At 63.4% G+C, this 23,787-nt stretch carries 25 protein-coding genes; 16 read left to right on the forward strand and 9 right to left on the reverse strand.

Annotated elements, in window-relative coordinates; all coding sequences use genetic code 11:
- The first annotated feature begins 19 nt into the window (after positions 1 to 19).
- The 9 genes from HNO52_RS06395 to HNO52_RS06435 all read left to right on the forward strand — a co-directional run bounded on the left by HNO52_RS06395 (position 20) and on the right by HNO52_RS06435 (position 7,647).
- Positions 20 to 1,033 carry a L,D-transpeptidase family protein gene (locus tag HNO52_RS06395; protein WP_442907118.1) on the forward strand — a complete coding sequence of 338 codons (1,014 nt, stop codon included), beginning with the start codon at positions 20 to 22 and terminating at the stop codon, positions 1,031 to 1,033.
- 78 nt (positions 1,034 to 1,111) lie between these two features.
- Positions 1,112 to 1,597, forward strand: coding sequence for a cupredoxin domain-containing protein (locus HNO52_RS06400; RefSeq protein WP_197568343.1), 486 nt, complete (start codon positions 1,112 to 1,114; stop codon positions 1,595 to 1,597).
- 5 nt (positions 1,598 to 1,602) lie between these two features.
- Positions 1,603 to 2,268, forward strand: a complete 666-nt coding sequence (locus HNO52_RS06405; protein ID WP_197568344.1) for a response regulator transcription factor — start codon at positions 1,603 to 1,605, stop codon at positions 2,266 to 2,268.
- Positions 2,255 to 3,577, forward strand: a complete 1,323-nt coding sequence (locus tag HNO52_RS06410) for an ATP-binding protein (protein ID WP_232090617.1) — start codon at positions 2,255 to 2,257, stop codon at positions 3,575 to 3,577. The genes HNO52_RS06405 and HNO52_RS06410 overlap by 14 nt, the downstream gene beginning before the upstream one ends.
- Before the next feature lie 67 nt (positions 3,578 to 3,644).
- Positions 3,645 to 5,531 carry a copper resistance system multicopper oxidase gene (locus HNO52_RS06415; RefSeq protein ID WP_197568345.1) on the forward strand — a complete coding sequence of 629 codons (1,887 nt, stop codon included), beginning with the start codon at positions 3,645 to 3,647 and terminating at the stop codon, positions 5,529 to 5,531.
- A gap of 9 nt (positions 5,532 to 5,540) precedes the next feature.
- On the forward strand, positions 5,541 to 6,314 hold the full coding sequence (locus HNO52_RS06420) for a copper resistance protein B (protein ID WP_197568346.1): 774 nt from the start codon (positions 5,541 to 5,543) through the stop codon (positions 6,312 to 6,314).
- 127 nt (positions 6,315 to 6,441) lie between these two features.
- Positions 6,442 to 6,834, forward strand: a complete 393-nt coding sequence (locus HNO52_RS06425; RefSeq protein WP_197568347.1) for a hypothetical protein — start codon at positions 6,442 to 6,444, stop codon at positions 6,832 to 6,834.
- A gap of 88 nt (positions 6,835 to 6,922) precedes the next feature.
- Positions 6,923 to 7,147 (forward strand): DUF2933 domain-containing protein, encoded by a 225-nt coding sequence (locus tag HNO52_RS06430; RefSeq protein ID WP_197568348.1) that lies wholly within the window; start codon positions 6,923 to 6,925, stop codon positions 7,145 to 7,147.
- Positions 7,148 to 7,278: 131 nt separating this feature from the next.
- Positions 7,279 to 7,647 carry a cation transporter gene (locus HNO52_RS06435; RefSeq protein ID WP_197568349.1) on the forward strand — a complete coding sequence of 123 codons (369 nt, stop codon included), beginning with the start codon at positions 7,279 to 7,281 and terminating at the stop codon, positions 7,645 to 7,647.
- A gap of 26 nt (positions 7,648 to 7,673) precedes the next feature.
- On the opposite strand, the gene HNO52_RS06440 is transcribed toward HNO52_RS06435, so the two are convergent.
- The 5 genes from HNO52_RS06440 to HNO52_RS06460 all read right to left on the reverse strand — a co-directional run bounded on the left by HNO52_RS06440 (position 7,674) and on the right by HNO52_RS06460 (position 13,093).
- Positions 7,674 to 8,768: an ABC transporter permease gene (locus HNO52_RS06440; protein WP_197568350.1), complete on the reverse strand. Its 1,095-nt coding sequence runs from the start codon at positions 8,766 to 8,768 to the stop codon at positions 7,674 to 7,676.
- On the reverse strand, positions 8,768 to 9,865 hold the full coding sequence (locus HNO52_RS06445; protein ID WP_197568351.1) for an ABC transporter permease: 1,098 nt from the start codon (positions 9,863 to 9,865) through the stop codon (positions 8,768 to 8,770). The genes HNO52_RS06440 and HNO52_RS06445 overlap by 1 nt, the downstream gene beginning before the upstream one ends.
- Positions 9,862 to 11,589 carry an ATP-binding cassette domain-containing protein gene (locus HNO52_RS06450; RefSeq protein ID WP_197568352.1) on the reverse strand — a complete coding sequence of 576 codons (1,728 nt, stop codon included), beginning with the start codon at positions 11,587 to 11,589 and terminating at the stop codon, positions 9,862 to 9,864. The genes HNO52_RS06445 and HNO52_RS06450 overlap by 4 nt, the downstream gene beginning before the upstream one ends.
- A complete protein-coding gene (locus HNO52_RS06455) occupies positions 11,559 to 12,515 on the reverse strand; it encodes an HlyD family secretion protein (RefSeq protein ID WP_197568353.1) in 957 nt (318 codons plus the stop codon). Before HNO52_RS06455 ends, HNO52_RS06450 begins: the two co-directional genes overlap by 31 nt.
- 119 nt (positions 12,516 to 12,634) lie before the next feature.
- A complete protein-coding gene (locus HNO52_RS06460; protein ID WP_197568354.1) occupies positions 12,635 to 13,093 on the reverse strand; it encodes an ATPase in 459 nt (152 codons plus the stop codon).
- Positions 13,094 to 13,337: 244 nt separating this feature from the next.
- Here HNO52_RS06460 and HNO52_RS06465 point away from each other — a divergent pair, with 244 nt between their 5' ends.
- Positions 13,338 to 13,853, forward strand: a complete 516-nt coding sequence (locus HNO52_RS06465) for a hypothetical protein (RefSeq protein ID WP_197568355.1) — start codon at positions 13,338 to 13,340, stop codon at positions 13,851 to 13,853.
- 235 nt (positions 13,854 to 14,088) lie between these two features.
- On the opposite strand, the gene HNO52_RS06470 is transcribed toward HNO52_RS06465, so the two are convergent.
- Genes HNO52_RS06470 through HNO52_RS06485 form a run of 4 tightly spaced genes read right to left on the reverse strand, consistent with a single transcriptional unit; the run spans position 14,089 to position 17,652 of the window.
- A complete protein-coding gene (locus HNO52_RS06470; RefSeq protein ID WP_197568356.1) occupies positions 14,089 to 14,745 on the reverse strand; it encodes a response regulator transcription factor in 657 nt (218 codons plus the stop codon).
- Positions 14,742 to 16,301, reverse strand: a complete 1,560-nt coding sequence (locus HNO52_RS06475; protein ID WP_197568357.1) for a PAS domain-containing sensor histidine kinase — start codon at positions 16,299 to 16,301, stop codon at positions 14,742 to 14,744. Before HNO52_RS06475 ends, HNO52_RS06470 begins: the two co-directional genes overlap by 4 nt.
- On the reverse strand, positions 16,301 to 16,960 hold the full coding sequence (locus HNO52_RS06480; protein ID WP_197568358.1) for a 2OG-Fe(II) oxygenase: 660 nt from the start codon (positions 16,958 to 16,960) through the stop codon (positions 16,301 to 16,303). Before HNO52_RS06480 ends, HNO52_RS06475 begins: the two co-directional genes overlap by 1 nt.
- A gap of 47 nt (positions 16,961 to 17,007) precedes the next feature.
- Positions 17,008 to 17,652: a CoA pyrophosphatase gene (locus HNO52_RS06485; RefSeq protein WP_197568359.1), complete on the reverse strand. Its 645-nt coding sequence runs from the start codon at positions 17,650 to 17,652 to the stop codon at positions 17,008 to 17,010.
- 70 nt (positions 17,653 to 17,722) lie between these two features.
- Here HNO52_RS06485 and HNO52_RS06490 point away from each other — a divergent pair, with 70 nt between their 5' ends.
- The 6 genes from HNO52_RS06490 to HNO52_RS06515 all read left to right on the forward strand — a co-directional run bounded on the left by HNO52_RS06490 (position 17,723) and on the right by HNO52_RS06515 (position 23,786).
- A complete protein-coding gene (locus tag HNO52_RS06490; protein WP_197568360.1) occupies positions 17,723 to 18,280 on the forward strand; it encodes an NUDIX hydrolase in 558 nt (185 codons plus the stop codon).
- A 56-nt stretch (positions 18,281 to 18,336) separates the two neighbouring features.
- Positions 18,337 to 19,296, forward strand: a complete 960-nt coding sequence (locus HNO52_RS06495; protein ID WP_197568361.1) for a sugar-binding transcriptional regulator — start codon at positions 18,337 to 18,339, stop codon at positions 19,294 to 19,296.
- A gap of 142 nt (positions 19,297 to 19,438) precedes the next feature.
- The gene (locus HNO52_RS06500; protein WP_197568362.1) at positions 19,439 to 20,743 is read left to right on the forward strand and encodes an ABC transporter substrate-binding protein; all 1,305 of its coding nucleotides are present in this window, start codon (positions 19,439 to 19,441) and stop codon (positions 20,741 to 20,743) included.
- A 69-nt stretch (positions 20,744 to 20,812) separates the two neighbouring features.
- The gene (locus HNO52_RS06505) at positions 20,813 to 21,703 is read left to right on the forward strand and encodes a carbohydrate ABC transporter permease (protein ID WP_197568363.1); all 891 of its coding nucleotides are present in this window, start codon (positions 20,813 to 20,815) and stop codon (positions 21,701 to 21,703) included.
- 15 nt (positions 21,704 to 21,718) lie between these two features.
- A complete protein-coding gene (locus HNO52_RS06510) occupies positions 21,719 to 22,633 on the forward strand; it encodes a carbohydrate ABC transporter permease (RefSeq protein ID WP_197568364.1) in 915 nt (304 codons plus the stop codon).
- A gap of 10 nt (positions 22,634 to 22,643) precedes the next feature.
- Positions 22,644 to 23,786, forward strand: coding sequence for an ABC transporter ATP-binding protein (locus HNO52_RS06515; protein ID WP_197568365.1), 1,143 nt, complete (start codon positions 22,644 to 22,646; stop codon positions 23,784 to 23,786).
- Position 23,787: the final 1 nt, after the last annotated feature.

Raw genomic sequence — 23,787 nt, forward strand, 5'->3', positions numbered from 1 at the left:
GCGTTGGTTGGCGTTGTTCATGGCCTTGATATTGTCGGCCGGCATGGCCTGGGCCGAGGAAGAGGCGTCAGCCGAAGGGAGCGATGCGGAGGCCGCCGATGAATGGCCAAAGGGGCACTACCCGCTGCCCGAGCAGGGCGATGTGATCGGTGAAGATTATACCGTCGAGGCGCGAAGAGAGGAGACCTTGCTCGATATCGCCCGCGAGCACAACGTGGGCTACCAGGAAATCCGCCGGGCCAATCCCGATGTCAGCGTCTGGATGCCGGGCGAGGGCACCGAGGTGGTGATTCCAGGCCGCTTCATCCTGCCACCGGTCGAGCGAGAAGGGATCGTGATCAACGTCGCCGAACTGCGGCTCTACTTCTACCCCCCGGTTGACGAAGGCGAGACGCCGCGGGTGGAAACCTATCCGATCGGTATCGGGCGGGAGGGCTTCAATACTCCGCTGGGCAAGACCAAGACCACCATGAATCTCAAGGATCCGGCCTGGTATCCACCGAGTTCGGTGCGCGAGGAAGCGGCAGCTCGGGGCGAGGAGGCGCCCGCTGTGGTACCGCCGGGGCCGGACAATCCGCTGGGCCGCCATGCCATCATGCTCGATATCCCCGGCTATCTGATCCATGGGACCAACAAGCCGGACGGCATCGGCATGCGCGCCAGTCGTGGCTGCATCCGCATGTTCCCCGAGGATGTTGCGTCGATCTTCGAGCGCGTGCCCGTCGGCACTCAAGTACACCTGATCAATCAGCCGATCAAGGCCGGCTGGGATGGCGACATGCCCTACGTCCAGGTCTACGAGCCGCTGAAGGAGCAGGAAGCCGGCATGGCAGCATTGATGGAGACCCTGGCACTGCTCGAGCGTAATGGTGACGCGCCTTCTACGCCGCTCAACTACGAACTGCTACGTGAACTGCTCGAGAACCCCAGTGGTGAGGTCATTGCGCTGACGCCGGCCACGCCACCCGAGCCTGAACCCGAGAAGGAAACCCGCGAGGAAGAGAGCCTGCTCTGGAAGGAGCTGGCGGTCTAGCTACGATTCCGGGTTTCAGCTTGCATTCAGGCTGGGGCCCTATTCTCGTATTTCCCTCTGACGAATCGAGACACAACCATGCATAAGACAATATTGGCAGCTTTATTCACCTTCTGGTCTGCTGGCGCTCTGGCAGCTCCCGGTCACCAGGCCGAAAGCCAGCCTGACGAGGCGAATGTGGATCGTGTCATTCAGATCGAAGCGAGCGAGATGATGTTCGGTCCCGAGGCATTGGCCATCGCGCCCGGAGAGACGGTAAAGTTCGAAATACACAACACTGGTGCGTTAGAGCACGAGTTCGTCATCGGTGACCGTGTGGCGCAGGAAGAGCATCGCCGCATGATGCAAGAGATGGACGGTCAAGGCGATCATGGTGGCCATGGCGGCCATGACATGGCCGAGGGCGAGCATGGTGGTGACATGCCCGCCGTGACCATCGCTCCCGGTGCGACCGCCACGCTCGTTTGGACGGCACCCGAGGGGACCAGCCAGTTGGAATATGCCTGCAACATTCCCGGGCACTACGAAGCCGGCATGGGGGGGGAAATCGACCTACAAGGGTGAACACGATGAAGCTGTTACTTCTCGAGGACGATGACCTGCTGGCAGAGAGCCTGTCAGAAACTCTGGAAGACAACGGCTACCGTGTCGATTCGGCTGCGACGATTCACGCAGCCGAGTCCTTGATGGCGACCGAGGAGTATGCCTTGGCGATTCTCGACCTGGGGCTGCCGGACGGTTCCGGGCTCGACCTGATCGCGCGCTGGCGTGGCCAGGAGCGTCGCTTGCCCATACTCGCTCTCACCGCACGGGATACCTGGGAAGACAAGGTCGCCGGCCTGCGCCGAGGGGCTGACGATTACCTGACCAAGCCGTTTCACGAAGCGGAGCTATTGGCTCGGTTGCATGCGCTCTTGAGGCGGCAGACAGGCCATGTGAATGCCATTCTCAGCGTCAATGGCATACAGCTCGACGAGGAGAGACGGCAGGTCAGCACTGACGGTTGTCGTTGGCAGCCGTTGGCGGCGACGGAATTTCGACTGCTGCGTTACCTGATGCATCACCCCGACCGCGTCTTGTCCAAGTCGCGACTACTCGACCAGCTCTATTCCCTGGAGCAGGACGCACCTGCCCCGAACCTGGTGGAGGTGTATGTCGCCAAGTTGCGACGCCGGCTGGGCAAGGATGCGATCCAGACCCGGCGCGGACAGGGCTATTTTCTTGCGTCGCGTTGAGCATCGCAGCCTGCGCTTCCGCCTGCTGGCCTGGCTCGGCGGGGTGGCACTTGTCGTGATGGGCTTGACCTGGCTGATGCACGGCATCCTGTTGCACGACTTGGCGCGCAACTTTCTCGGTGAGCGTTTGCGTCAGGAGGCGGAGCATACGCTGTTGCAATTCCACCAAGGGCGACTCTCGACGCAGCTCTGGCAGGCGGAGAGCCCCGCATTGCAGGTCTTTCACCATCTCTACGTACTGCAGTTGGACGGCGAGATCACCACATCGCATCCTCGCTGGCTCGAAACGCTGCTGCCCTACCTGGAGGGTGAAGACGAAACGCTGGACGTCATCTCCTCAGGAGAACGTCATCTGCTGGTGTACCGCAAACGCTTTGAATTCGACAGCCGCTCCGGCGTGCTGCTGATTGGCGAGGATTTCGGTCAGGTGGAGGCTGGACTGGAGTCGCTTCACTGGTGGGTGGGCGGCATTGCCGGCCTGCTGCTGATACTGCTCATCGGGCTCAACATGATGGCAGTCAGCCGCGCGCTGCGCCCGCTCTCCCGACTACGCGAGCAGCTCGACGAACTGCGCTCGGGCACGCGCGAACGGCTGCACCTCGATACCCCTTCCGAGCTCGACCCCCTGGTGGCTCAGCTCAGTCTCCTCATGGATGAACATGCGCGAAGGCTACAGCGTTCACGCGAATCCCTGGCCAATCTGTCGCATGCGCTCAAGACGCCGCTGACCGCGGTTATCCAGGCACTGCGCGGTTCTCGCCCCATCGACTCGGAGCGCAGGGAAAAAATGCATCGGCGGCTGGAGGACATGCATGCACAGCTCGACACCGAGCTGAAGCGCTCGCGCATTGCCGGCCCCAATGCAGGGCAGCGTGCAAATATCCGACTGGAAGCCGAGCAACTCATCGAGATGTTCACGAATCTCTACCCCCATCGCAGTTTCCGGCTTGATATCGAGACCTCGGTACCCGCCAATGCCAGCGTCGAGCGGCAGGATTACATCGAGATGCTGGGCATCCTGCTGGACAACGCCGCCAAGTGGGCCCGCCACCAGATCCATTGCCGAGTACAGCAAGACGCTTCCCTGGCGATCCTGGTGGAGGATGACGGCTCGGGTGTTGCATCCGGCGATCTGAACCGCTTGGGGCGGCGTGGCACTCGGCTTGATCAGGGCCAGCCTGGCCATGGGCTGGGCCTGGCCATCCTGCGTCAGATCGTTGAGCGATATGCCGGCCAGGTGCGTTTCGAGCTTTCGCCGGCAGGTGGGTTACGGGTCGAGATCGTGCTCCCACTGAACGAAGCGGGCTGACCATTCAGCCTGCTTTCAGCTATCCATCTCATCATGGCGCCTGGAGTTCCCCTGACAGGAGCCATGCATGACGGCCAAGAACATCACCGATCTCTCTCTTTCCCGACGACAACTTCTCAAGGGCGGGGCCGCCCTCGGTTTGGGCGCGGCGACCTTGAGGCTGGCACCGGCCTGGGCCGACCCTTGGGGACAAAGCAATGCTTACCCGCAGGGGATGGTGGAGGGCAACGATATCGCCCTGGCCATTCGTCGAGAAACGTTGGCGATCAATGGGCGCAATACGCGCCCTATCACCATCAACGGAACGAGCCCCGGCCCATTGATTCGAATGCGGGAAGGGCAGAATGCCACCTTGCGGATCACCAACCTGCTGGATGAGCCGACCTCGATTCACTGGCACGGCCTGATACTGCCGCCACAGGTTGATGGTGCGCCAGGTATCAGCTTCGCCGGCATCGCTCCGGGGGAAACCTTTACCTATCGCTTTCCCGTGGTACAGAACGGTACCTACTGGTATCACAGCCACTCCGGCTTGCAGGAGCAGTTGGGCCACGCGGGACCGATCGTCATCGATGCCGCAGAGCGCGAGCCGTTCCGCTACGATCGCGAGCATGTGGTGATGCTGACCGACTGGACCTATGAGGAGCCGGCCGCGATCTTTCGCAACCTGAAGACTGCCGAAGGCTACTACAACTTCCAGGAACGCACCGTCACGGACTTTCTAGCCGACATGCGCGAGAACGGCTTCCGGGAAACGGCCCGCTCGCGTGCGATGTGGGCACAGATGCGCATGAGTTCGCGCGATATCGCCGACGTCACCGGCAGCACCTACACCTATCTGGTGAACGGCCAGGCACCGGAGCAGAACTGGACGGCGCTATTCAAACCAGGCGAGCGGCTGCGCCTGAGATTCATCAATGGCTCGGCCATGACCTATTTCGACGTGCGCATCCCAGGCTTGAGGATGACGGTGGTCGCAGCTGATGGACAACCCGTGCAGCCTGTGCCGGTCGACGAGTTTCGCATCGCCATCGCCGAGACTTACGACGTTATCGTCACACCTGAGGCCGATATGGCATATACGGTATTCGCCGAATCCATGGACCGCAGTGGCTTCGCGCGCGCGACCTTGGCGCCTCGCCTGGGCATGGAAGCCGGAGTTCCAGAGCGGCGCAGGATCGCCGACCGGGGCATGGAGGCGATGGGGGCGCATGGCGGCATGGATCACTCGGACATGGCGGGCATGGACCCCTCCAGCTTGGCAGGTATGGACCACTCCAGCATGGCGGGCATGGACCACTCCAGCATGACGGGCATGGATCACTCCAGCATGGCGGGCATGGATCACTCCAGCATGGCGGGCATGGATCACTCCAGCATGGCGGGCATGGACCACACCAACATGGCGGGCATGGATCACTCCGACATGCAGGACGACACGTCGCCTGGTGCTTCAGAAGGCGACCTGTTGCCAGCGGGGGACGCCCAGCCCGGCTCGCAATATGACCAGGCGGGGATCGGCATTGATCCTGACGAGCGGCGCATCCTGGTCTATCGCGATCTCAAGGCGTTTCGCCCCTGGCCGGACCGGCGTGAACCGGAACGGGAGATGGAGATACACCTGACCGGCAACATGGAACGCTACATGTGGTCGTTCGACGGCAAGAAATTCAGCGAGGTCAACGGTCCCATCCATTTCCGCAAGGACGAGCGGCTGCGCCTGATTCTGGTCAACGACACCATGATGGAACACCCCATCCATCTGCACGGCATGTGGATGGAGTTGGAGAACGGGGCAGGGGAACTCATCCCACGCAAGCACACCATCAACGTCAAGCCGGGTGAGCGGGTATCCGCCCTGATCACGGCCGATGCCGAGGGTAGCTGGGCGTTCCACTGCCATCTTCTCTACCACATGGATGCCGGCATGTTCCGGGTCGTCAAGGTCTCGTAAGGAGCTCGCATGAAAACCAGAATCGTACCGATGGCTAGCTGTGCCGCCTTCACCCTGCTGGCGATCACGGTGGCTCATGCCGAGGATGGCTACGATGCGCAGGGAGACTGGCCCTCGCCGATGGCGGAACATTATGCCTGGGCGGCAGGCTTCGATCGATTGGAGTACCTCTTCCCCGGCAAGGGGGTAGAGGAAGCGTTGCTTTGGGATTTTGAGGCCTGGTACGGCGGTGACCACAACCGGGTCTATCTCAAGAGCGAGGGCGAGAACGTCCAGGGCGATGGCGCAGGCGCCGAATTCGAAGCCCTCGACTTGCGGTACAGCCGCCTGATTTCGGATTTCTGGGAGCTACAGGGAGGTGTCGGTTATCAGGGCAACGTTGGCTCGAACGACCATCCTGAGCGCTTCTATGGCGTCATCGGCCTGCAGGGAACGGCGCCCTACCTCATCGAGACCAGCCTCGACCTCAAGGTCAGCGAGGATGGCGACGCCTGGGTGCAACTGGAAGCCGAACACGACGTGCGACTGACGCAACACCTCTACCTTCAGCCGCGAGCGGAACTGGTGGCTTCAGGCAGCGACGTCGAAGAGTTTCATTTGGGAAGTGGCCTGAACTCGTTGAATGGCGGCCTGCGGCTTCGCTACGAAATCACTCGCAAGATCGCACCCTATGTCGGTGCCTACTGGGAAAAGAGCTACGGCGACACCGCCGATATGGCACGTACTCATGGCGAGCCCACTGAGAACACTGGCCTCGTGGCTGGCATCCGCATCCTTTTCTAGGAGTGTCAGATGACAAGCACTTGATCTCCATCAAAGAGGTTGGCGTCTTCCATTGCCATACTGGGTTTGTGGATACACCGTCTTCGCGTATCGCCAGACCTCATTTGGCAAGGAAAGGCACATCTCGATGAGCCTCTACGGACTGCGCAGATCGCTGTTCACCCGGTTGCCGGGAATCCTGCTGCTCTGGCTGCTGGCCTGGTCGGTGGGAGTGGCCTATGCGTGCTCGCCCCAGGTGGGAGTGGGCGAGCTGGTGAGCCAGGCGACTCCTGCCGCGGCAGATGAGTCGCCGTCCCGGCATCCGGAGCACTGCGATGATCACTCTCCTGGCATAACGGCAAGCCTCGGCAAGGTACAGGCAGATGACTCGCGCAACCTGACTACTGCCTCGGGCCTTCCCCATGGCTTGCTCTCCTTGTCATTCTTGCCACTCGCGGTGGGCGGCGGCCCGATACTGTCCAACCTCTTACCACATTCACCTAACCCCGTTTATCTCGCCACGGCTCGGCTGCGTATCTGAGGGCATACGTCTGCGACGTTGCCAAGACACAAGCCGTCCGTCGAGTTCGGCCCTTGAGATGGCCATACTCCCCCATGCGAGGTGAACCATGGAACACGACAAGCACTCTGCCGATTCTGGCGGTCAGCAGCCCTTACGCTTCTGGTTGCCGCTGGGACTCTTTCTCGCCTTCGTTGTGTATCTGCTATGGGCCGAGCACAGGATTCACTTTATACAGTTTCTTCCTTTTCTCATCTTGCTGGCGTGTCCGCTGATGCATCTGTTCATGCATGGTGGGCACCACGGCAAGAGCAAGAACGAGGAGGATCAGTGATGAAACCTCAGGTTCATCCCTCGCGTAATTTCAAAGCCACTGGTTAATCCCCAGAAAGAATCATGGTAAGACCGGGTCATACATAGGCCAATCAATTCGGAAGGCGAAAATCTTGCAGAAGGAGAGTAACCATGAAAAGTAAAGAGCATCGCCTGGGCGTATCCGAGATCAATCTGGTGACCCGGCACTTGAAGCTGGAGCCTGACGATGAGAGTACGATTCGAGCGGCTGTCGCCGACATCGACAAGCTTTATGGGCTGGACAGCGTGTCCTTCGACGCACGCAAAAGAAGGTTGGATCTAGCATATGATGCATCGAGAATTTGCCTTGATTGCGTAGAAGATATTCTGAAGAAGCATGCTGTCGAAATCAGTCATGACTGGTGGACCCGATTCAAGGAAGAGCATTACCGGTTTGTCGACCAGAACGTGAAGGACAATGTCAATCATGAGCCCTGGAGCTGTCATCAGACTCCGCCAGGTGGGAAGAGAAAACGATAGCAAGGTCGAGAGGCGGGGGCAGGGGGTTAAAGCCAGCGTCGGAAGATCAACCACGCCGCCAGGTACAGGGGCATACCGATCGCCACCAGGGCGAGGGCATGGGGCCACAGGATCTCCATGCCCGCCCCCTTGAGGAAGATGCCCAGAGTTATATCCAAGTAGTGTCGCAATGGACTGGCCAGCGACAGCTTCTGCAGTAAGTTCGGCATGCTATCCACCGGGACCATGGTGCCGGACAGGAACATCAACGGGAACAGGCCGAAGAAGGCGAGCAGCAGGGCCTGCTGCAGGGTGCGGGAGACGGCCGCCACCAGGACGCCGAGGCCGATGGCACTGAGCAGAAACAGCGCGGTCAGGGCGAAGAACAGCGGCAGGCTGCCTCTGACCGGCACGCCGAACCAGCCGACCAGCGCCAGGCTGGGGAAGAGGGCGAGCAGGCCGATCAACAGGGTGGGCACGGTCTTGGCGATGAACAGTTCGCCACGTCGAATGGGCGTGACCATGAGCTGCTCGATGGTGCCGACCTCCTTCTCGCGAACGATGGAGGCGGCAGGGTGGACGACGCCGATCATCAACCCCGCCAGGGCGATCATCGCCAGTACCGTGAAACCGACGTTGGTTTGGTCCGGGTTGTACCAAGTGCGCAGCTGCGCTGCTACCGTCGCTAGCTGTCGCTCGTCGAGTGTTCCCCGGTGCATCCGGAAGGCCTCCACCGTCTGCAGCGCATAGCCCCGGGCGACGGCGGCCGTGTTGGCGTTGCTGCCATCGACCAAGAACTGCAGTGCCTGACCGCCGCGATAGAGTTCACGCTCGAAATCGACGGGGATGACCAGTACCGCCTGTGCCTCGCCGCGTTCCAGGTACGGCTCGGCCGCTGCGACATCGTGCAGGTGCGCCACCAGACGGAAGTTGCCACCCGCGATGAAGTCATCGATCAGGCGGCGACTGGCCGGGCTCTCGTCGGTATCGACCACCGCCAGCGGCAGGTCACGCATCTCCATGCCCAGGGCGTAGGAGCAGATCACCACTTCGATGGTGTAGAGCCAGAAGATCAGGAACAGCACCACGGGATCGCGGAAGAACTGTATCAGCTCCTTGTGCAACAGGCTCGATAGGCGCATCAGGCCACCTTCTTCTTCAGCCGCCAGGCCGCCAGGGCGAAGACCAGCAGGGTGTAGACGGCGACGATGGCGATGCTCGGCCACAGGATCTCGAACCCGACGCCCTTGAGCACCACGCCACGGGAGATATCGACGAAGTAGCGACCCGGAAAGGCCAGGGTGTAGAGCTGGACCACATAGGGCATGGTGAAGATCGGAAACAGCATGCCCGAGAACAGGATGGAGGGCATAAGGGTCACGATCAGCACGGCCAGCAGGGCGACCAGTTGGGTGCGGGTCACGGCCGACACCAGCAGGCCGATCCCCAGGGTACAGAGCACGTACAGCAGCGATATCGTCAACAGGAAAGTGACGCTGCCCTGGAACGGCACGCCGAACCAGAGAAAACCGACGGCGATCACCATCGCCATCTGCACGAAGGCGATGATCGCGTAGGGAATCAGCTTGCCGGCCAGAAACTCAACGGAGGAGAGCGGCGAGGCATAGATCTGTGCAATGGTGCCGGTTTCCTTTTCCCGCACTAGAGCGAGCGCGGTGAGCAGGGGCGGGAAGGCCATCAGGATCACCGCATAGAGGCCGGGAACCACGGTGTGCACGCTGCTGAGCGAGGGGTTGTACCAGACGCGAGTTTCCAACTGCAGGGCCGGCGGCCCCGCTGCATGGCCGAAGCCGCTGGCAATCGCAAATGCATGGCTGCTGACCAGCGTCGCCGTGGCGGAATAGGTGCCGTCTACTAGCAGTTGGACCGGGCTCGGCTCATGGCGGGCGAGGGTGCGTTCGAAACCTGGCGGGATGATCAGCGCCAAGTGGATCTCGCCGCGTTGCAGGGCTCGCTCCATCGCATGCGGGTCGGTCAATTCACGCTCGAGGTGGAAGACGCCGCTCGCCGTGAACGCTTCCGTGAGTTGGCGGCTGGTGGGGGTGCGATCCTCATCCAGTACGCCCAGGGTGATATCGTCGACATCGAGCGTGATCGCATAGCCGAACAACAGCAGCATGATCAACGGCATGAGCAGCGCGACGCCGACGGTGATCGGATCGCGCAGTACCTCTTTCGTCTCCTTGGTCGCCACGGCGGCGATGCGCCACGGGTTCATGATGCCAGCTCCCGCTGCGCCTGCTCGATATGGCCGAGGAAGACCGCTTCCATGCCGGCATCGGACGGAAGCCGCAGCGCCTGGCGCAGCTGCTCGAGGGTGCCAAGGGCGACCAGGCGGCCCTGGTGCATCAACCCCAGCCGGTGGCAGTAGCTCGCCTCTTCCAGGTAATGGGTGGTGACGAACACCGTCATGCCGCCGCTGGCCAGGGTCTGGATCAGCTGCCAGAAGCGCTGACGGTTGAGCGGGTCGACGCCGGAGGTGGGCTCGTCCAGGAACAGCACCGCCGGGCCGTGCAAGATGCTGCAGGCCAGCGCCAGGCGCTGGCGTACCGCCGCTGACAGCTCACTGACACGGCGTGCCTCCATCCCGGTCAGGGCCGTCATGCCACTGGCCCATTCGATCGACTGGCGTCGACGTGCGCCGCCAAGGCCGTAGGCCCCGGCGAAGAAGCGTAGGTTCTCGGCCACCGTGAGATCCGGGTAGAGCGAGAAACGCTGTGACATGTAGCCAATGCGGCTGCGCAGGGCGCGTGCCTGCCGGGTCACCGAAAGGCCGGCGGCGAAGGCCTCGCCGTCGCTGGGCATCAGCAGTCCGCAGAAAACCCGGATCAGCGTGGTCTTGCCGGCGCCGTTGGGTCCCAGCCAGCCGATCACCTCGCCCGGCGGCACACTGACCGAGACCCGGTCGACGGCGGTGAAGTCCCCGAACCGCACGCTGAGTTGTTCTGCCCGTACCTCGCCACCCTGCGTTTCCATGATGGCCGGTGCCATCGGCGGCGGTGGTGCTGCCGATGCTGTACTCAGGGCGATGAAGGCCTCCTCCAAGCCTGGCTCGGCAGGCGTCAGAGTGGCGAGTCCATCCAGCTGCGCCAAGGTGGCTGGCGGCAATTCAGCTCCGACATGCAACTGGATGCGCAATCGGTCCGCCAGCCACTGTAGATTCAGCACTTCGGAGGCGTCGCGCAGGATGGCCTGTACGCGGATGCTTCTGGCAGTTTGTATCTCGTAGATCCGCCCATGGACTTGGGCGCGCAACTGCGCCGGGGTATCCACCGCCAGCACTCGGCCCTGGTCGAGAAAGGCGAGTCGATCGCAGTATTCCGCTTCGTCCATGTAGGGGGTGCTGACCACCACCGTGCTGCCATGCTGCTGGTAACGCCGCAGCAGTTGCCAGAGCTCACGGCGCGACAAGGGGTCGACACCCAGGCTGGGCTCGTCGAGCAGCAGCAACAGTGGAGCATGAATCAGGTTGGCGCACAGCGAGAGCTTCTTGCGCATGCCGCCGGAGAGCTTGCCGGCGGGCCGGTCGAGGTGGGCTTGCAGACCGGCCATGGTCAGCAGTTCATGACTGCGGCTGGCGAAATCCTGCGCCTCGACGTCGCGGATGCGGGCCGCAAACTGCAGGTTCTCGAGGACGCTGAGTCGGTCATAGAGCGTGAAGCCCTGTGACATGTAGCCGACCCGGGCATTCACCTCGGCCGCCTGGCGCACCGTGTCGAAGCCAAGCACCGTCGCCTGACCTTCGCTGGGATCGAGGATCGCCGCGAGCAGCTGCATGAGCGTGGTCTTGCCGGCGCCGTCCGGGCCCAGCAGCCCGAAGATCTCGCCCCGCTGGATCTCCAGGTCCACCCCGGTAAGCACATGCCGACCGGCGAAGCGTCGCCCCACCCCGCTGGTGCGGATCGCCGCGGTCATGGTGGCACGACCAGGGTGTCGGGCCACGGCACCTCGTCCTGCCAGCGAAGCCAGGCATCGGCCGGCATGCCGGGCTTGAGCACGCCGTCGGGGTTGGCGACTTGCAGGGTCACTCCGAAGACGGTGTGCGCCCGCTCGTCGGGCAGGTGGACATCGCGTGGGGTGAACTGCGCCTGGCTGTCGATCGCACTGACCTCAGCCTCGAAGTGGCGGTCCGGAAAGGCATTGACCCGCACCCTGGCCGGGGTGCCGAGCCGGATTCGGCCCAGGACCTGTTCGGTCACGTAGATCTTAAGTCGGGGGCGGTCCAGGTCGACCAGCACACCCAGCGACTGCCCTGGCGCGACCACCTCTCCGATCTCCACGGCCTTGACCAGCACGGTGGCAGCAATGGGACTGTGCAGCACCGTCTTGTCGAGCTGGAGGGCGAGCTGGCTGCGTTGCTGCCGAAGCGCCTCCAGATTGGCGGCGGCCTCTGCGCGCTGCGCTTGCAGCCCCTCGACTTCGCCTGCCGCCTCGCGCACGCGGTCCTCACTGCGCTCCAATTGCTGCGCGGGGATAGTGCCAGAGCGACGCAGGGTGCGCGCCCGCTCCAGATCGGCCTCGGCGTTGCCGAGATGGTGACGAGCCGTGTCGAGCATGCGCTCGAGCCGCACCACTGACTGTTCACCGGCGATCAGGCGCGCCTCGAGTTCGGCCTGCTGCAGACGAACAAGGCGATCGTCCAGGCGAATCAGCTCGTCTCCCGCTATGATGGGCTGGCCCTCCACCAACTGATTTTCCACCACGCGTCCTGGGATTTCAGCGGCAAGACGGAGCTCGGTGGCTTCAATACGGCCGCTGCCGTAGAGGAACCCGGGTGGGAGCTCTGTTGGGCGAAGCGCGATGAAACCCAGGTAGCCGCCAGTGGCTAGCAGAATGACCGCAACGATCGTCCATAGCGAGTATCGCATCAGACCTCTCTCCTCACCGGCTATCTGCCTAGGCTCCTTCCGTGTCTATCTCCTCATCCATGGCCAACGACCAGCCGTGCAGATCGCGAAAATTCCCCTGGTGAAGAGTTGCAGTGCCATCAGAGGTCCCGGGAGCGATTGGTCTGGTGGAACAGCCGCATTGCTTCATGCTCTTCGAGCTTCAGGAGCTCACCGATTAGCTCGCGTGTCTCGGGAATCTCAGTGCGCCCCTCGAGATAGCGATAGAGGCCGATGATCCGCTCATGGAGGTCGAAAACTTCCTGGCAGATTTCGTCGAAGCTCATTTCCGCATAGGGCGCACTGCACGACAGGTGGGGCTTGATGGGCGCGTAGGAAAGATAGTCGTAGAGCCAGGTATTCAGCACCTTGGGGTCGGCCCTCTTCTCGAAACCGGCGACGATCTTTTTCAGTGCCTCCTCGTGGTCCGCCAGATATTCCAACAGCCACTTGGCACGCTCTTCTTCCTGCTGCGTCGAGCAGTGCTTCAGGCACCGGGTCAGGTGTTCATGCAGTGCGCGTGTCCACTCGATCACGTCATGAAAGGTCGATACGTACATCGGTCTACCTCGCTTGGGCGCCAGGAGGGATGGCTCAGGTGAGGAGGTACAACGCCTTCAGCGTAGCCCAATGGCCCTGGGGAGGGTTGACTCGCATCAAGTCGAGCTGTGTTGGCAGCCGAATTTAGCACCGATACCGTCAAGATTGCCTAACACCAATCACCATGGAACACTGCTCTCTCGTCGGTAGCCAAGCGGTTCCGCTGGGCGCTGGGCCGAAGCTGTACCTTATTCGGAGACAGACATGGCAGTGGGACCATCCCGGCCAGACAGGCTGAAGCGGATGCTGGCCGCGCCGGAGTTCAACGTGGCACTCTTTGCCTTTCTGCTCAATTTCCCCTGGGAGTTCCTGCAGGTACCGCTCTTCGTCGCGATGCCGGAGATGGCGCACTGGGACGCCGTTCTCTTATGCACCCGGGCGACCCTGGGCGATGTGCTCATTGCCTTGGCGGCCTTTTGGGTCGTGGCTGGGCTGAGCCGAAATCGACAGTGGCTACTCTGCCCCGATGCGTGCTCGCTCTTGCTCTTCATCGCCATAGGCGTTGTGATCACGGTTGGTCTGGAGTGGCATGCAACGGAACTCCAGCATCGCTGGCAATACGCCGAGCGGATGCCAGCGCTGCCCCTTCTGGGAACTGGACTAGTGCCACTGTTGCAGTGGGTGCTACTTCCTCCGATGATCTTATGGTTGGCGCGTCGCCAAATACTGGGGGCACTCTATTTAGCGAGGCATGGCAATCTCCCTGCTGCGAAACAGTAGAGCCTGTGAAAAGAACCCAGTTTAGGCTGAGAAAGGCGCCATGGTGGGCGCTGCCAAAGTTATAGTGGAGAGCCTGCATAAGCTTCTTGTCATGCGGATGCGGCCCAAGACCATGACTTCGCTGACAGTAGTGCTGGGCTTGAGACCGCTGTTGTTGGATTCGGGCTCGGCTTCGATGCCATGCAAATCATCGCGACCCCTTTCGGCGAGGAATGATAACCGCTCCCTGGTGTCGCTAATGTTGTTTCCCATTCTCTACTCGCTCTGGCAGAGGTTCGACCAGCCCCAGCGCCACGCAGATGCGCACCAGCTCGGCCAGGTTGTCGGCGACGAGCGCCTTCATGGCGCGCAGACGATACACCTCCACGGTCTTGGCGCTGACAGCCAGGTGCTCGGCAATCTCACGGCTGGTCATGCCTTCGGCGACGAGCACCAGTATATCCCGCTCCTTGGGGCGCAGGGCGTCGTAGCGCTCGCGCAAGGTGTCGATACGCTGGAGTACTGCGCGCTGGCGCTGATGCTCGGCCAGGGCCTGCTGCACGGCGTCGATCAGTTGCTGCTGGTTGAAGGGCTTCTCGATGAAATCGAAGGCGCCGGCCTTGAGTGCCGCCACCGCCATGGGCACGTCACCGTGGCCGGTCATGAAGATGATCGGCGCAGTATCGCCGCGCTCGATGAGCCGTTGCTGCACCTGCAGCCCGGAGAGCCCCGGCATGCGCACGTCCAGCAGCACGGCACCGAAGGCATCGGGCTCCGCCGCGAGGAAGGCCTCGCCGTCGGCGAAGGCGCGGGTGTCCAGCCCCACGGAGTCGAGCAGCCAGGCCAGCGAATCGCGCAGCGCCTCGTCGTCGTCGACCACGGCGATACAGGGGGCGGCGGTGGGCTGGGTCACGGTTGGCTCCGGGGCGGTAGGCGGCGGTAGGGAAGGCTGGGTTCGGCCAGCAGTGTACCGGTAAAGGTGGCTCCGTCGGAACCGTCCGCCAGGTTCAGGTCTCCTCCCATGGCTTCCATCAACGAGCGGCTGATCGCCAGACCCATGCCCAGCCCCTCGGGGCGGCTGGAGTGGAACGGAGCGAAGATCGACTGCGCCTCCTCGGTGTTGATGCCGGGGCCTTTGTCGCTGACGCTGAAGGTCGCCTCGCGAGGCCCGCTCTGGCGGGCGCGGATAGTGACTCGAGCCGCACTGGGCCGTTGTCGGCTTGCCTCCAGCGCGTTGAGCAGCAGGTTGACCAGCACCTGCTCCAGGGCAACCGGATCCGCCAGTACGCGTGGCAGGGCTTCGGGCAGCTCGTGATCGAGCGCGATGCCGGCTTGCTGGTACTGCCATTCGCACAGGCGGCAGGCGGCGTCGACTACGTCGAGTAGCGCAACCGGGCGCGGCCGGGTCTGCCCCTTGCGCACGAAGGTGCGGATATGGCGCAGACGCTGTGCCAGGCGCTGTACCTGCTCGTCGATGCGCTCCAGCGGCAGGGCCAGGTCGCTGGCGGGGCGGCTCGGGTTGCTGCGCAGCTGCATCAGCGCGCCGCTGGCGTAGTTGGCGATAGCGCCCAGGGGCTGGTTGAGCTCATGGGCGATATTGGAGGCCAGCTCGCCGGTAGTGGCCAGGCGGTTGGCATGGGCGATCTGCTCCTGGTGGCGCCGCGCCTGATCCTCATTGGCCTTGCGTAGGCCAATATCACGATTGAGCAGGGAGAGGTGGTCGGGCTCGGCGCCGGGGCCGCGGTGCGCCAGCACCACGCTGAGGACCGGCACCGGTCCCTTGGGGCCAGGCATCTCCAGCTCGCCGCTCCAGAAGCCATAGCGAGCCACGGCGGGCAGCACGATCTCGCGCAGGATCGCCAGCGAGGCTGGGGTGTAGGCCGTTTCGAGCAGTGCATCGCGCCCTTCGCGAGGCAGGCCCAGCAAGCGCCTTGCCGCCTCGTTGGTGTAGAACAGCCGTTCGTCACCATTGCAGAACAGCACGTAGTCGGTAGTCGATTCCACTACCCGCGCCAGCCGCTCGCGGTTGGCCTCGGCGCGAATGCGCCGGCCTACGTCGCGTGACACGCAGAGCACGTCGATCAGCTCGCCGGTAGCCGGGTCGCGGCGAGTGCGGCTGGTGGTCTCGAACCACACGTAGTGGCCGTCCTTGGCGCGAAAACGGTAGGTCTGCTGATAGAAACCGTCGTGGTAGTAGACCCGCGGCGACTTGTTGAGCAGGTCGGCAAGATCGGATGGGTGGAACAGGTCGTAGGCCGAGACGCCGATCAGTTCCTCCGGTTCGTAGCCGAGCAGGTCGCGGGCGGCTTGCGAGGCATAGAGGAAGGTGCCGTCACGGGCGTGGCGCGAGATCAGGTCGGTAGTGCTCTCGGCCAGCCATTGATAATGGCGCTTCTCCTCGTCGAGCTCGCTGGCTCGCGCTTCGAGTTCGGCCAGACGCACGCGCAGCGCCTCGATCTCGCTTGCCATCAGCGCGCCGGGTCCACCAGGCCGCCCAGCGAGGCGTTGCGCCGAAACCATCCGGCGATGCTGGCCCGCGGCAGGCGGGTCGGCAATACCTCGTGCGGCACGTGCTCGGAGAGAAAGCAGGCGAAGTTGCCGGCCTCGGGGCGTACCCGGGCCACTTCCCGCTCGGGGTCGTCGGCGGCGAAGATCGCCATCTCGCCGCCGCCGTCCGCCGGCCAATCCGAGTTGAGGTAGCCCACCGTGGAAACCACCCGGTTGGCGCGCCCGCGGAAGCTGTCGAGATGCTTTCTATAGAAGGCCCCCGGGGGGTAGTGGGCGAAGTGCGCTTCGTATTCGAACAGTCCAAGGTAGAGTGCCTGATTCAGCTCCTGCTGCAGCTCGCCCATGGCTTCCAGGTAGCGGCGCTGGGCCAGGCTCTCGCGGTCGAGCCAGTGGATGGCGTCGCCGCGAATGTCGCGGCGCAGCTGGTGCTCGTCGCCACGGCCGATGCCGGCGGCAGTCAGCGCCTTATGCTCGGCCATTTCCGCAAGCTCCCGATGCAGTTCGTGACACAGCTCGACGTCGAGGAAGCTTTCGCCGATGAACCATCCCTGCTCGACCAGGGCGTCGACCAGTTGGGGCAGGGCGCTTGCTGCAAAGGCCGGGCGAACGGGAAGCGACATGGGCGAGGCGAGACCTCCGCAGTAGTAAAGGAGCCGGATAGACCAGTTCAGGACACGCGCGTCTCGGTCTCCGAGCTGCGCAGCAGGCGTTCGGGAAAATAGCATAGCCGACCGCCTGTCGGCTCATCGAACAGGCTGATGGGGCACTCGAACCCCTCAGCCAGCAGTTCCACCAGCATCATCGCCGAGAGCCCCCAGATCACTTGGCCCTGGGTATGGTAGCTGGGCACGTAGTGGGAGCGGCCGTCGACCGGGATCACGTCGGTGTGGTGACGGGCATCCTGCAGAAACAGTTCGAGGGGAACCTCGAAGATGGCGTCCAGTTCGGTCGGGTCGGGGGTGAGCGGCAAGTCTGGCGGGATCAGGCCGACATAGGGCGTGACCAGGATGCCATGCAGCGAGATCACGTCCGACAGCCGGCCGAGCAGCTCGACACGATCCGGCGGCAGGGCGATCTCTTCCTCCGATTCGCGCAGGGCGGTGGCCAGCAGGTCGCGGTCGTTGTCCTCGCGTTTGCCGCCGGGGAAGGCCACCTGGCCGCTGTGGGTATTGAGATGCCCCGCCCGGCGGGTGAACAGCAGCGTCGGTTCGGGGCGGTCGACGATCGGCATCAATACCGCGGCCTGAGGCATGGCGAGGCGCATGCGGCGGGGTACGTGAGCTTGCAGGCGCTTACGAAGTTTCTCTAACATGGAGTTTCCATCGGGTTTGGTTTTTTCTACCCGGGGGCCTTCGCCGACGTCAAGCCTGCCAGGGAGATCCATGAACTTCTGTAGCCACTGTGGCCAAACCGTGCGCTTTGCGATCCCGGCAGGAGATGATCGCCCCAGGTTTCTGTGCGATGCCTGCGGCTCGATTCACTACCAGAACCCGCGCATCGTCGCTGGCACGCTGCCGGTGAGCGGCACGCGCATCCTGCTCTGTCGCCGGGCGATTGCGCCACGCAAGGGCTTCTGGACCCTGCCGGCGGGCTTCATGGAGAACGCCGAAACCACCGTCGAGGCCGCTGCTCGAGAAACCCGCGAGGAGGCCTGCGCCGAGGTCGAAATCCACGGCCTCTACACGCTGATCAACCTGCCGCACATCAACCAAGTCTACATGATCTTTCGAGCCGACCTCGCCAGCGGCTTCTCGGCCGGGCCGGAAAGCCTCGAGGTGGCCCTGTTCGAGGAGCACGAGATTCCTTGGGATGAGCTGGCTTTCCCCACCATCGAGCGCACCCTGCGCCATTTCTATGCCGATCGTGACAACGACCACTATCCGCTGCACATCAGCGATATCACCGCTGAGGATCGCGAGCGCTACTTCGGTTCGGCCTGACTGGGGTGGCAAGAGAGGGGCTCGGCCTGACGGGTAATCGAGAAGGAGCGGGTAACGTGGATAAATTCGAGCTGAAACTGGATCAGGCGGCACGCGCCGCCTGGCTCTCCTACGTGGGCGGGCGCACCCAGGACGAGATCGCCAGCCAGCTAGGCGTATCGCGCCCCGGCGTTCAGCGTCTGCTGGCCCTGGCGCGCCAGGAGGGGTTGGTCAAGGTGCATATCGACCATCCGCTTGCCAATTGCATGGTGATGTCGGATGCCATCCTCAAGCGCTTCGGACTCGAGTTCTGCGACGTGGTGCCGGCCGACCCCGAGGCTCCCGACAGTAGCGCCCACTACCTGGCCGTGGCGGGAGCGGAGCGACTAGCCAGGCTGATCGAGCGCTCCGAGCCGCTGACCCTGTCGTTGGGCACCGGGCGTTCGGTGCGCGCCACGGTGGAGGCGCTCAGCCGCCTCGAGCGTCCCCAGCACCGCTTCGTCTCGCTGGTGGGCAACGTCGCCCGCGACGGCTCGGCCAACCGCTACGACGGCGTGATGGTGCTGGCCGACAAGACCGGCGGCGAGCGCTTCCTGCTGCCGGCTCCGGTGGTGGCCGGTTCGGTGGAGGAGAAGGAGGCGATGCTCGGCCAGCGCTTGTTCCAGGCCATCGTCGAGATTGCCAAGGATGCCGAAGCCGCCTATATCGGCGTGGGTCGCATCGACCGTCAGGCCACCCTGTTCCAGGATCACTTCATCAGCGAAGCCGAGCTCGACGAGCTGCTTTCGCGCAAGGCGGTGGGCGAGCTGCTCGGCTGGCCACTCGACCAGTCCGGCCAAGTGATCGAATGTTCCATTACCCGGCGCGTCACCAGCCTGCCGCTGACCATGTTCCGCAACCAGACCCTGGTGGCGCTGGCCGGCGGGCGCGACAAGGGCCCCGCCATTCTTGCCGCGCTGCGCGGTGGCTGGCTCAAGGGGCTCATTACCGACGAGAGTGCCGCGCGCTTCATCATCGAGAATGAAGGCATAGCCTAAAGTCTAAGGGCATTGCCTTTGCTTTTTTTGGGCTCGCGGTCGATCATTTGATCGTTGCTTGAGTAAATTGATCAAAACAACGACTCCCGGCTACCAATAACAAGTGCCCCGATGGGGCAAGCCCAGCACACAGGAGCCCGACATGAAGCTCGCCTACGCCTTTCCTCTAGCCGCCCTGGCAGCCGCCGTTGCCACCTCGGCACAGGCCGAGACCATTACGGTCGCCACGGTCAACAACAACGACATGGTGATCATGCAGAGCCTGACCGAGGCCTTCGAGGAGGCCCATCCGGACATCGAGGTCAACTGGGTGGTGCTCGAGGAGAACGTGCTGCGCCAGCGCCTGACCACCGACATCGCCACCGAAGGCGGCCAGTTCGACGTCATGACCATCGGTACCTACGAGGCACCGATCTGGGCCGAGCGCGGCTGGCTGGCAGCGCTCGAAGATCTGCCCGCGTCCTATCGAGAGGACGACCTGCTCCAGCCGGTACGCGATGGCCTGAGCTACGAAGGCAAGCTCTATGCGCTGCCGTTCTACGCCGAAAGCTCGATGCTCTACTACCGCACCGATCTGTTCGAGGAAGCCGGCTTCGAGATGCCCGAGCAGCCGACCTGGGAGCAGGTGCGAGAGTGGGCCGCCGAACTCCATGACCCCGACAACGAATTAGCCGGCATCTGTCTGCGCGGCAAGCCGGGCTGGGGCGAAAACATGGCATTCGTCTCCACCCTGGTGAATACCTTCGGCGGGCGCTGGTTCGACGAGGAGTGGAACCCCCAGCTCGACTCCCAGGCCTGGCAGGAGGCCATCAGTTTCTACGTCGACCTGCTTGGCAACTACGGCCCGCCCGGAGCCAGCTCCAACGGCTTCAATGAGAACCTGGCGCTGTTCTCGCGCGGCAATTGCGCGATGTGGGTCGATGCCACCTCGGCGGCGGGCAAGCTCTACAATCCGGCCGAATCGCAGGTTGCCGATCGGCTCGGCTTTGCGCCGGCACCGGTGGCGGAGACCCCCAAGGGGGCGCATTGGTTGTGGTCGTGGGCACTGGCCATTCCCGCCACGTCGGAGAAGCAGGACGCCGCACAAGCTTTCCTGACCTGGGCCACCTCACAGGAGTACATCGAACTCGTCGGTGAAACCGAGGGCTGGACCAGCGTGCCGCCGGGAACCCGTCAATCCACCTACGAGAACGAGAACTACCAGCGCGAGGCGCCCTTCGCCGGATTCGTACTCGATGCGATCAACAGCGCCGATCCCACCGATTCGACGCTGGAGCCGAGCCCCTATGTCGGCGTGCAGTTCGTGGGCATTCCGGAGTTCCAGTCGATCGGCACCCAGGTGGGCCAGACCATCGCCTCGGCGCTGACCGGCGATACCAGCGTCGAACAGGCGCTGCAGAGCGCCCAGCGCGCCACCGAGCGCACCATGCAACGCGCCGGCTACTGATCCGACGCACTCGCCCTGCCGCCGGGGTCACGCCCCGGCGGTCAATTCCCAACGTTACGTGGTGATGCTATGAGCAAGACACGCGCCTCCGGGCGTACCGTCGGAGGCCTGCGCTCGCTGTCGCTGCAGGCTCCCGCGGTCACGCTGCTGCTGCTGTGGATGCTGGTCCCGCTGGGCATGACCGTATGGTTCTCGCTGCAGCGCTACAACCTGCTGATGCCCGGCATGGAAGGTTTCGCCGGCCTGGAGAACTACGAGTACCTGTTTACCGACCCGGCACTGTGGCGCGCCATGGGCAACACCCTGCTGCTGGTGGGTTCGGTGCTGGTGATCACCGTGGGCGGCGGCGTACTGCTCGCCGTACTGTTCCAGCAGGAGTTTCCCGGCCGCGGCATCGCCCGGGTGCTGGCCATCTCGCCGTTCTTCGTCATGCCCACGGTGAGCGCATTGGTGTGGAAGAACATGATGATGCACCCCTCCAACGGGGTACTGTCGTGGGTCGCCGAGTTATTCGGCCTGCCGGCGGTGGACTGGTTCTCGTCGCTGCCGCTCACCTCGATCATCATTATCGTGGCCTGGCAGTGGCTACCGTTCGCGCTGCTGATTCTGCTCACCGCCATGCAGTCCCTGGACGATGATCAGGTCGAGGCGGCGCGCATGGATGGAGCGGGTCCCATCGCAGTGTTCTTCTACATCACCCTGCCGCACCTGAAACGCGCCATCAGCGTGGTGATCATGATCGAGATGATCTTCCTGCTGACGATCTTCGCCGAGATCTACGTCACCACTTCCGGTGGGCCGGGGCTCGCCACCACCAACCTGGCGTTCCTGATCTACATCCAGGCGCTGCTCGACTTCGACGTCGGCCTGGCCTCCGCCGGCGGGGTGGTCGCCATCGTCCTGGCCAACATCGTCGCCATCTTCCTGGTCCGGCTGGTGGCCAAGAACCTGGAAAACTGAGGCGAGGAGCCGCTCATGACCACACTCAAGACCAAGCAGGCCCTACCGGCAGATGGCCAACTGGCAAGTGCCTCCGCGGACACCGCGACGCGCGCCCGCCACACCCCGCTGGTACCCAGCGCCGGTTCTCGCCGGGTATGGCTGACACTGCTGGGCTGGGGCATTGCCCTGATCATCTTCTTTCCCATCCTGTGGATGGTGCTGACCGGCTTCAAGACCGAGGCCGAGGCGATCGCCGACCCCAGCCTGATCTTCTCGCCGACGCTCGAAAGCTATATCGCCGTTCAGGCCCGTGCCGACTACTTCAAGTTCGCCATGAACAGCGTGGTGGTGGCCTTCGGCTCGACCCTGCTGGCGCTGGCCATCGCCATTCCCTCGGCATACGCCATGGCGTTCCTGCCCACCAAGCGCACCAAGGGCACGCTGCTGTGGATGCTCTCCACCAAGATGCTGCCGCCGGTGGGCGTGCTGGTGCCGATCTACTTGCTCTTTCGCGACTTCGGCCTGCTCGACACCCGCACCGGGCTGATCATCGTCTACACCCTGATGAACCTGCCGATCGTGGTGTGGATGCTCTACACCTTCTTCAAGGATTTGCCGCGGGACATTCTCGAGGCGGGGCGCATGGACGGCGCGAGTACCTTCCAGGAGGTGATCTATCTGCTGCTGCCGCTGACGCTTCCCGGCATTGCCTCCACTGGGCTGCTGTCGGTGATCCTGAGCTGGAACGAGGCGTTCTGGAGCCTCAACCTGACCTCATCCAGCGCCGCTCCGCTCACTGCCTACATTGCTTCCTTCTCGAGCCCCGAGGGGCTGTTCTGGGCCAAGCTCTCTGCCGCTTCCACCATGGCCATCGCGCCGATCCTGGTCTTCGGTTGGCTGACCCAGAAGCAGATGGTACGCGGTCTCACCTTCGGCGCCGTCAAGTAAGAGGTTTCCCATGGCAACGCTACAACTCAACAATATCATCAAGCAGTTCGACGACACCCAGGTGATCAAGGGCGTCGATCTGGAGGTCAACGACCGCGAGTTCGTGGTCTTCGTCGGCCCCTCCGGCTGCGGCAAGTCGACCCTGCTGCGTATGATCGCCGGTCTCGAGAGCGCCTCCTCGGGTGACATCATGATCGACGGCCGGCGCATCAACGACGTAGGGCCGGCCGAGCGCGGCCTGGCCATGGTGTTCCAGAGCTATGCGCTCTACCCGCACATGACCGTCGAGGACAACATGGGGTTCAGCCTCAAACTCGCCGGCGTGCCGAAGGAGGAGCGTCGGCGCAAGGTGGGCGAGGCGGCATCGGTCCTGCAGCTCGAACCGCTGCTCGGGCGCAAACCCAAGGCGCTTTCTGGCGGGCAGCGCCAGCGCGTGGCGATCGGCCGCGCCATCGTGCGCAACCCCAAGATATTTCTTTTCGACGAGCCGCTCTCCAACCTCGACGCGGCGCTGCGGGTGCAGATGCGCATCGAGCTGGCGCGCCTGCACGAAGAGCTCGACGCCACCATGATCTACGTCACCCACGACCAGATCGAGGCCATGACCATGGCCGACAAGATCGTCGTGCTGCAGGGCGGCGTGGTCGAGCAGGTGGGCTCGCCGATGGAGCTCTACCATCATCCGTGCAACCGTTTCGTGGCTGGCTTCATCGGCTCGCCGAAGATGAATTTCCTGGAGGTGGATCTCGTCAATGCCGGGCCCGAAAGGGTCGAGGTGCGACTGCCCGACGGAGCGACCTGCGGAGTGCCGGTCGATGGTAGCGGCCTTGGCGCAGGCCCGCTGACGCTGGGCATCCGCCCCGAGCATCTGCGTCTCGAGCCCGATGGGCCGCTCTCGGGGCGCCTCGAGGTGATCGAGCGCCTGGGCGGGGTGACCTCGCTCTACGTACGCATGCAGGACACCCTGGTCACCGTGAGTGCCGACGGCAACGTGGATAGCCGCGTCGGCGACACCCTGCGTTTCGGCTTCGATCGCGCCTGTGCCCATCTGTTCGACGCCAAGGACCTGGCCTTGCCCAGCCTGTCACGCCACCCCCTGGCCGAGCTCAGCCGCCAGGACAACCGTACCCCGTCCGTGGCCAGCGGCCAATGAA

The sequence above is a fragment of the Halomonas sp. MCCC 1A13316 genome, assembly GCF_014931605.1.
Lineage (GTDB): Bacteria > Pseudomonadota > Gammaproteobacteria > Pseudomonadales > Halomonadaceae > Halomonas.